The 8,765-nt window shown below is 68.2% G+C and carries 10 protein-coding genes; 8 read left to right on the top strand and 2 right to left on the bottom strand.

The genetic code is table 11. From position 1 onward, the window contains the following. The 7 genes from AB4Z09_RS28715 to AB4Z09_RS28685 form a co-directional block, all read left to right on the top strand. A partial coding sequence (locus tag AB4Z09_RS28715; protein WP_442241349.1) for an FtsK/SpoIIIE domain-containing protein occupies positions 1–1,872 on the top strand: 1,872 nt, incomplete at its 5' end. A gap of 41 nt (positions 1,873–1,913) precedes the next feature. Continuing rightward, positions 1,914–2,261 carry a hypothetical protein gene (locus tag AB4Z09_RS28710; RefSeq protein WP_442241348.1) on the top strand — a complete coding sequence of 116 codons (348 nt, stop codon included), beginning with the start codon at positions 1,914–1,916 and terminating at the stop codon, positions 2,259–2,261. Beyond that, the gene (locus tag AB4Z09_RS28705) at positions 2,261–3,691 is read left to right on the top strand and encodes a ParA family protein (protein ID WP_442241347.1); all 1,431 of its coding nucleotides are present in this window, start codon (positions 2,261–2,263) and stop codon (positions 3,689–3,691) included. The genes AB4Z09_RS28710 and AB4Z09_RS28705 overlap by 1 nt, the downstream gene beginning before the upstream one ends. A gap of 102 nt (positions 3,692–3,793) precedes the next feature. Beyond that, positions 3,794–5,002 carry an insoluble domain protein gene (locus AB4Z09_RS28700; RefSeq protein WP_442241346.1) on the top strand — a complete coding sequence of 403 codons (1,209 nt, stop codon included), beginning with the start codon at positions 3,794–3,796 and terminating at the stop codon, positions 5,000–5,002. Positions 5,003–5,171: 169 nt separating this feature from the next. Next, entirely contained in the window at positions 5,172–5,642 is a 471-nt protein-coding gene (locus AB4Z09_RS28695; protein WP_442241345.1) for a hypothetical protein, read from the top strand. A gap of 27 nt (positions 5,643–5,669) precedes the next feature. After that, positions 5,670–6,194, top strand: a complete 525-nt coding sequence (locus AB4Z09_RS28690; protein WP_442241344.1) for a hypothetical protein — start codon at positions 5,670–5,672, stop codon at positions 6,192–6,194. Between the two features lie 364 nt (positions 6,195–6,558). Continuing rightward, positions 6,559–7,062, top strand: coding sequence for a DinB family protein (locus AB4Z09_RS28685; RefSeq protein ID WP_442241343.1), 504 nt, complete (start codon positions 6,559–6,561; stop codon positions 7,060–7,062). Between the two features lie 191 nt (positions 7,063–7,253). On the opposite strand, the gene AB4Z09_RS28680 is transcribed toward AB4Z09_RS28685, so the two are convergent. Together AB4Z09_RS28680 and AB4Z09_RS28675 are read right to left on the bottom strand one after the other, a co-directional pair. After that, entirely contained in the window at positions 7,254–7,604 is a 351-nt protein-coding gene (locus AB4Z09_RS28680; protein WP_442241342.1) for a hypothetical protein, read from the bottom strand. A gap of 210 nt (positions 7,605–7,814) precedes the next feature. Then, positions 7,815–8,075: a transcriptional regulator gene (locus AB4Z09_RS28675; protein WP_442241341.1), complete on the bottom strand. Its 261-nt coding sequence runs from the start codon at positions 8,073–8,075 to the stop codon at positions 7,815–7,817. A gap of 176 nt (positions 8,076–8,251) precedes the next feature. On the opposite strand from AB4Z09_RS28675, the gene AB4Z09_RS28670 reads away from it, so the two are divergent. After that, on the top strand, positions 8,252–8,765 hold a 514-nt coding region (locus AB4Z09_RS28670; RefSeq protein WP_442241340.1), incomplete at its 3' end, for a hypothetical protein.

The following is an 8,765-nucleotide window of genomic DNA, read 5'->3' as shown; positions in this document are numbered from 1 at the left end:
GTCCTGTTGATCGCTGGCGACGTCATGCGCCATCGCATGCACAAGTGGTCGCAGATGCTCGAATCGGTGGTCCGTCAGGGTACCGGTCATCTTCCGAAGAAGGTGACCATCTCGTTCCCGCCCGGGTGGCGTTCGCCGCGCCGCGCGACCATCAAGCTGCACCGCGGCACCGTGATCCGGCCCAAGCAGTTCGAAGAGGTTTCCCGTGCGATCGAGGCCGCGTTCCCGGCGGCCGGTGAGCAGGAGACAAAGGTGCGCCACAAAGCGCACCACGACCGCATCGTGATCACCCGCGAAACCCCTGCTGTCGACACCCGTTCCGAGCGTCAGAAGGTGCTCCAGGCAGTCATCGACGACACGTCGATCTTCAAGGACCCGAAGGTCACCGTGGAGACGGTCGACGAGAACGGCGTCGAGACCGGCTACCGGATCACGTTCGCGATGTCGATGAACGCCGGTGCCGGCAGCTTCCAGATGAAGGTCGAGGAAGCTCTCGCATCGCTGGCCGGCGAGCACGAGTCCGGCCGGAACTGGACCACCGACTGGTACCCGGACAAGGGCTACCTGATCATGCGTCTGGTCGCGCCGATGCCGACCCGCGTGGACCACCCGCTCGCTCTGGTCGACGAGAACCTGCGTCACCTCCCGTACGCGACGGCCGCGGCGGACCGGACCATGTTCTGGGATGTGTCGACCAGCTCGAACAAGCCGCACTGCCTGATCGTCGGTCCGACCGGTGGCGGTAAGACGTCGGTGATCCGCACGCTGCTGACCGAGGCCGCGCGCCGCGGAATCCCGTTCGTGGGCGTCGATCCGAAGATGATCGAACTCGACGGCCTCGAGGGCTACCCGGGGTGCGGGGCGATCATCTACGACGCGCTGCGTGCAGCGATGTTCGTGCGTGCCCTGCACACCGAGATGATGGCCCGCAACGCCTACATCCACGAGATGAAGATCGAGGGCTCGCAGCTGCCGCTGATGATCGCGGTGCTCGACGAGTTCTTCATCCTCTCCGGCAAGTGGCAGCGCCTGATGAAGACCGGCGACGACGAGACCCGCGAGCAGCTCAAGGAACTCGATCCGCTCGGTGCGTGGGCTGATCTCGCGGTGCTCGCGCGTTCGGCCGGCATCCGACTGCTGCTCGGCGTGCAGCGCCCCGACGCCAGCCTGTTCGGTGGCGCCTCCGGCAACGCCCGCGACAACTTCGGCACGCGCATCTCGCTCGGCAACCTGTCGCAGGACGGCGCGCTGATGCTGTGGGGCGACGCGACCGTCGGCCGCACCGTCGACACCTCCGTCAAGGGGCGCGGCGTCGCGCTGGGCGATGACGGCAACCCGGTCGACGCGCAGATGTGGTGGACCCCGAACGTCGACAAGCATCCGAACAAGTGGAGCCAGCTCTCCGAGGGCGAGAAGGCGATCATCGACGGCCTCGTGCCGACCGAGGCTCCGCAGTTCACCTGCTACTCGCGCGAGCTGGCCGAGTTCATCGAGTCCGAGCGCGCGCTGGCCAAGCACGCCCGTAAGCACGGCAGCGCTCTCGAGCCGATCGTCATCGGCGCCGCCACCACCGCTGACGACACCGATGTGGACCTGACCAAGACACCCGTCGCCGAGCCCGTCGACGACGACCTGCCCGACGTCATCCCCGCCTCCGCCGTCGAGGCCGGCATGACCGTCCTGATCGACGACGAGGACGGCGAGCTGGTGCCCGTCACCGTCGACGCCGTCGACGTCAGCCGCGACGCGAAGGGCGACGTCACCGAGACCGTCCTGACCGTCGGCTCCGGCCGCGTGAAGACCCGCATCACCTTCGACGCCACCGGCGTCGTCGTCCTGCCCGAAGCCGACCTCGTCGGGGCGATGGCCTGACCCCCTAGTTGTCCGTTTCACCACCACCGAGAGGAACCACCATGAGCCGCCGTATTTCCCAGTCGATCACCCCCACCGCCGAGGACGTCACCGCGCTGCGCGGGCCGTTCACGAAGAAGGGCGCGAACGACCCCCTGATCGTCGAGCTACGCAACCAGCTCAGCGATGCCCCCGCCTGGCTGGCCAAGCTCAGCGAGGACCAGGAGCTGACCCGTGAGCGGCTTGCCGAGATCCGAGAGGCGTCCGCCAAGCGCCGCGCGATCATCGAGGCCCTGCCCGAGGGAGACGCCCGCGACAAGGCGCTGACCGAACTCGACGTCACCGAGAAGATCGTCGAGGAGATGGACGGCGAACTCGCAGGCGTGAGCGCCTTCAGCGGGATGAACTGATGACGCCCACAGTTGATGTCGAGATCACTTCCGAAACCACGGCTCGCGCCACCCTCGCCTCCGACGTGGCGGTGCCGCCGATGGAACTGGAGGCGACGGAATCCGACTCGATCGACGTCGTTGTCCACSGGTTCGTTTCCGGCGCCGCCAAGGACCAGGGCGTCGCGCTCGAGGTCGTCTTCCGCAAAGGCGAGAACAAGCGCTTTCTGACCGTCTTCCCCGACGGGAAGGTCGAGCAGCGCGCCCCGAGCGCTCCGATGCAGGCCGTCGCTCCCGCAGCGACCGAACCGGCCGCGGCGCAGCAGCCTGCTGCGCCGTCTGGTCCGGTCGTTGTCTCGGCCGAGCCGATCGCCTACGAGAGGCCGGCGCAGCCCGCGCAGGTGCCCGCACAGGCCGCCGCGGCGCCCGTGCAGGCCGTTGCTCGTCCGGTCGCTGCCCCGACACCGTCCCCGGTGGGGCAGCGGCCGGCCGAGCCGGTCACCGGCCCGATCACGGGCCCGTTGGAGGGGCTGTCGCAGTTGTCGGCGCCGCGTGCGAATCCGGCGTCGAGTGATCCGGCTCGGCTCGGTGTGCGTGGCCGTGTGAACGCGATGCTCGGCCTGAAGCTGGCGCCGAAGTCGGATTCGCTCGAGATGCGGCTGCGCGGTGCGCAGTCGACGATCGCGCGCACGCTGCCCGAGGGCGCGCTCGTGGCGTTCGTCAACGTCAAGGGCGGCGTGGGCAAGACCCCGATGTCGATCGGTCTGGCCGACGTCCTGGCCACGAATCGCGGTGCGGGCTCCGCGGTGTGCGTGGATCTCGGTGAGGTCGGTGGCAGCTTCGCCGACCGCATCGCGGTGCCGCCGGAGCAGGGGCAGGACGTCGTCAGCCTTCTGGCCGGCATCGACCCGGCCGCTACCGATGTCCGTCCGGCCACCCTCGCCCGGTACCTGACCCGGCAGCCGAGCGGCGCGGATGCCGTAGCCGGCAGGTCTGGCGCGGAGGCGAGCCTGAGCTACGAGGATGCGGCCGCACTCGGGTCCATCCTGGGCCGGCACCGCGACGTGATCGTGGCCGACACCGGCAACTCGGCCCTGGCCGGGAGCTGGCGGTGGGCGATCGGGGCCGCGAGCGCGGTGGTGATCCCGCTGCCGATGCGCCGCGACGCGGCCAAGGGCGCCCAGCACGCGCTCGCTTCCCTTGCCGCGGTCCGCCCGGACCTGCTCGCCCGCACGGTCGTGGTGATCACCGACGGGCCGGGTGATGCGCCGATGGTCGAAAAGGAGGTCGTCGAGGTGTTCACGCAGTCGCAGGTGCGGGTGTGCCGGATGCCGTTCGATCCGCTGTTCGCCTCCGGCGAGCGCATCACCCTCACTCAGCTGCGGCGCGAGACACAGGACGCGTTGACCGTCCTCGCCGCGACCGTCGTCGACCTGATGGCCGCGCCGTGAGCTGATCCCGTAGCCCGGCACCCCGGGCCGTACGACATCGGTCCTCCCACCCCATGACGACCTCTGTTTCGCGTGACAGACACTTGAACGAAAGGCAGCTCGATGAGCTACGACATCTCCACCGGTAACCGTTCCGCACGCCGCGCCGTGGGTGGCCGGCACCGCAAGGCCCAGCGCACGGCCACCGCCGCGCTGGTCGCGACCGCGGCCGTGGCCGCGGGCCTGGTCCTCTCCCCGTCTGCCGGTGCGGCCCCCACGCAGGGCGGCACGACCGGTGGCGGCACCCAGGGCGGCACCACGGCCACCCCGGCGCCCGCGCCGGCTCCGGAGCCCGCGTACGTGCCCGAGGCACCGAGTCAGCCGACCTACTGGGTCGAGGCCCCGGCCGTGCAGCCGACCTACGTCCCGAAGCCGAACTACAACTACGACACCGGCCAGTACACGCAGCAGTCGAACTACGTTGCGCCGATCGACTACTCGACCTTGCACGCCCCGGTGGCCGTCGAGGCGGCGCCGATGTACATCGCACCGCCGAAGACGCTGATGATCGGCGATTACCACGCCGTCCAGCCGAACTGGATGACCGACGGCGATCTCGAGCGCACCAACAACACCTCCGAGCTGATCCGTTCGCAGGTCTCGACGTTCTACCGCTCGATCGGTGTCGACGCCGACCGCGCGGACCGGGTCGCGGCCGGCCAGCTCGCCGGCACCATCGGCGGCGCGGTCATCGGCGCCGGCGTCGGCGCTGTCCCGGGTGCACTGTTCGGCGGCACTGTCGGCGGCAACCAGGGCCTGATCATCGGCGGCGTCGTCTCGATCCCGCTCGCGCCGATCCCGGGCCTGCCGGCCACGGTCATCGTGCCGACCACGGTGGCCGGCACCGCTGTTGGTGCTGCGATCGGCGGCGCGATCACCGCCGTCCCGGGCGCGATCGTGGGCGGTGCGATCGGCTTCGCCGCCGGTACCGCGTTCGGTGCGGGCGACGATGAGGGACAGCCGATCGAGGTCGAGCTGCCGAGCATCGACTCCGAGGCCATCACCGCGCAGACCGAGACCACGCTCACGCAGTGGGAGGACTCCGGCCCGGTCGGTCAGGCCGCCGCCACCGCCGTGCGTGACGTCGTCGCCGCGGCCCCGGGCATCGACCAGCAGGCCCGCGACTGGGCCGCTGAGCAGCCCGGCGGCCAGCAGGTCGTCGACGCGATCGACGGTGCTCTGACCGCGTTCGGGCAGGGCTCGGCGGGCGTTGCCTCGCAGATGATCTCGTCCGCTATCGGCCAGGGCGCCGGAGCCCCGGCCAACGCCTGACCCAGAAAGGGCGCAACACCATGAAGATCAGCCCGGCGGGCCCACCGCCCCGCCCCCGCTCACCGCACCCCCCGCGGCCGCCGGGGACGGCAGCAAGCCGCCGCGCCGGCCGAATGGGAAGACCATCGGCGTTGCCAGCGTCGCGGCGCTCGCGATCATCGGCGGAATCGTGTGGGGCAAGTCCCTCACCGGCGGCGACGAGCCCGCCAACACCGCAGCCGCGGCCACCACCACCGCATCCGAGGACGACGGGCTGCCGATCCTGGATCTGCCCACCGCGACGACCACCACTGCCGCATCGTCCGAGGTCGACGACGAATGCCGCGCTGACCGGGGCGATCAGAACAGCGGCGCGGGCGTCATCGCCGCGTGGAATCACGCCTACTACGTCCAGCGCTCCGGAGCCGCCGCGCGTGCGCTGGCCACCCCGAACTCGTCGGTGGTGCCGGCCGACCAGCTCCAGCCGTTCATCGACGGCCTCCCGGTCGGCACCAACTACTGCATCCGCACCAAAGCGCTGTCCGACGACGTCTACCTCGTGGACCTGTCCGAGATGAGACCTGAAGGCGTCCAGCGGATCACCCAGACCGTCACCACCAAGAAGATCGACGGCAAGTGGTTCGTCGACGTCTTCAACTGACCGGCCACCACGAGAGGACTTCCGAAAATGACCAGCTCACGCAACGCCATCACCAAGACCGCCGCCGCGGCCGCCGCCCTCGCTGCGGCCGCGATGCTGACCGGTTGCGGTAGCGACGACGCCCGCGCCGCCGCATCGGTCACCACCTCCACCAGCGGCGCGATCGTCACCGACACCAGCACCGACCTGGGCAGCATCGTCATCGGCTGGGGAGATCAGCACTCCGACACCGAGATCACCACTCCCAAGCCGGCCGAGGTCACCGCGCGCTGCACCGGCCGCGGCGACGACCTGGCCGTCGACATCACCGCCCCGCACGGATGGAAGATCGGCGCCCGCCACGGCTCCCAGACCCTCACCGTCGAAAACACCGACCAGAACCTGACCGCAGCGGACATCGACACCACGAACCAGCTCCTCGACACCCTCCAGGCCGTCGACTGGTCCGAGACCGACCAGGCCGACATCGCCGCCACCACCGACGCACCGGCCGACTGGAAGCCCACCCACAGCGGCCGCATCCAACTCTCCATCCACGTCGACTGCCGCTGACCAGCACAAACGACACGTCTCGCCCGGCCTCAATCACGCCCCCGCTCCGGAACACCGCAGCGGGGGCGCTGCTCTTCCCGAGCTGAAAGCAGTCACTGAAAGTGCAAACGGCATCGAAACTCTGCGATACATTGGCCCCAGGCAGCAGCGCCTCGTGACATGCCTGGGCTGCGGTGTCGACGACGACCCGCCTCTCCACCCTCCGTGCGCAATCCTCGCGACGAGCGGATCGAATGCCCTCCTTCTTCCCGGTTGTTCCCTGGCAACGGACGTTTCGCCCCGATCGCCGCTGCGTCGCCTCGTGTCATTCCGCCCCCCCGATACCTATGCGGGCCTTCACCGCACAACAGAATGGAGTGAAAGCATGAGTACCTACGGAACTACCAAGGGCACCGAGCGAGCGATCATCGAGAACATGCTCGACCGCAACCGCGAAGCGCTCATCGAGACCGCACGCGGCCTGCCTGACGCCGATGCCCGACGACGACTCGTCGCGTCGCTGACGACACCGATCTCGTTGATCAAGCATGCCGCTGCCGCGGAACGGATCTGGTTCCAGCGGTTCTGGGCGGGTCTCGACGAGTCTGAATGTGATGGATACTCGCGCCGCGACGAGGGCACCTTCTTCGTTGCCGACGACGAGTCGCTAGCGGACGTCATCGCCGAATTCGAGCGCGCAAGCCAACGATCACGTGAGATCGCGTCCCGCTTCGACCTCGACGACACCAAGGACAATCCCCGCGAGGGAAGCGTCAGCATGCGATGGACGCTGCTCACCTTCATCCAGGAGTTCGCCAGACACGCTGGCCACGGCGACATCCTGCGCGAACAGATCGACAATCTCCCACTGCGTCAGCCGAACTCGTGAAACTTCGCCGCTACCCAAGCATCCGCTCCAGCTCGCCGTCCATCTCATGTCACTCGTGGGTGAAGACGCCCAGGCATGCGAAGGAGGCCGGCGCTCAACTGCGCAGATGGCACGTCTCTCCTGAACGGTCGTTGAACGACAAGCGCCCCCGCTCCAGTGATTTGGAGCGGGGGCGATGCGCTGGTGCCGTGTCAACCAGCGTCGTTAGCTTCGAGTTCCGCGATGCGTTGCTTGAGGCGGTCGATTGTCCTGCCGATGCCGAAGATGAGTTCGATGTTGCTCTCTTTCATGGGGTGAATGCCCATGACGTCGTAGAGCTCACGCCAGATCCTTCGTTCGGAAGCGCGATCACCGGCCAGTGTCGCCTCAGCCATGACCAACTGGATCTCGGCCGGTACCTGCTTCTTCACGTCCGGCCCGTACGGCGGAGGTTCCTGGTCCTTCCACGGTGACCACTTCGATTGGACGTCTGCGTCGGTCGTCGCGGCGAGTCTGTGCAGGAACTCGCGGCAGGCGGCGGGGTTGTTGAAGACGGTATCCATGCACTGGTGGTAGTCCGGGGGTTGCAGCTGTTTGTGCTCTGACATCGGTCATCGCTCCCGTGTACTCCGTCCGGAGACGAAGAGAGCGACTGTACGCCTGTACACCGAGGGCACGCATGCGCCCCCGCTCCAGGGATCGGAGCCGGGGGCGCTGTGCTGTGTGAGATATGTGCTGTGAGCTGGGGAGACGACACGTCCCGGCCGGGCGACCTACGTGGCGTCGTCGGTGTCCTTGGTGCGCCAGCGCGTCTTGCGTAGGTCGGTGCGGGCGCCCTTTCCTGGCCGGTTGTTCGCCCACTCGAGAATCTCGCTGCGGCTCCACAGCGGAGTGCGTCCGATCTTTTCCACCGATGCCGGGGCTTGTCCGCGGTGGGCGTACACGCGGAAGGTGGCGGCCTTGATGTCGTCGCCGGTTTCTTCCTTGATGAGTTCGACGCATTGGTCGGCAGTCAGGCGATGTGGATTGGCCATGTGACGTGACACCTTCTTGGGCTGGTGTGGGCGAGATTCGTGTAGAGACCTTACATCGTGGGAGTACGCAATCAGAATGCTCCGTGTGCGAAGAGTTGCCGGATCCCGACTTGCAACAATGTAACGTCACGTTGTAATGTAGTTGGTGTTGGTTCGTTCGACGAAGGGGAAACGGTATGTCGTTCATCGGGATTGCTGCTCTGCTGGCGCTTGCCGCTCTGGCCATCTGGGTCTTCGGGGCGTTCCTCGGCCGTATCGGTGGTGGCCTGCTGGTGATCACCTCCCTGGTGTCGATCGCAACCGGTGGTTCGGTTTTCGACAGCGTRGTCCTGTTGGTCGTCGGCATCGTGCTGTGGCTCGCAGGGCATCTCCTGGCCTCGTACAAGACCGGTTACTGGCGCTCTCGCCTTGCCGAGGGGATCGTCGCCCGCACTCCGTTGCGGCTGATCGATCCGGTCTACGGCCGCGAGTACCGGGAGCTTCACCGCGCCGAACGGGCAGCTGCACGYGAAGGCCGCGAGAGGCGCGCCAACGGGCCTGCCGCGCCGGTCGACCACTTCGCCGCATGGGAACGCGAGATGACCGACGACGCTGCGCCCGCCGATCCGGCCCCGGCAAAGGCTCCGGCTCGCCGCCCGGCCCGGAAGCCTGCCCCGGCCAAGCCCGCTGGCCCCTCGCGCGGCGTGGTCT

It is taken from the genome of Rhodococcus sp. TAF43 (genome assembly GCF_052113525.1).
Classification (GTDB): Bacteria; Actinomycetota; Actinomycetes; order Mycobacteriales; family Mycobacteriaceae; genus Prescottella.
This window is presented reverse-complemented; position numbering and strand designations above follow the sequence as displayed.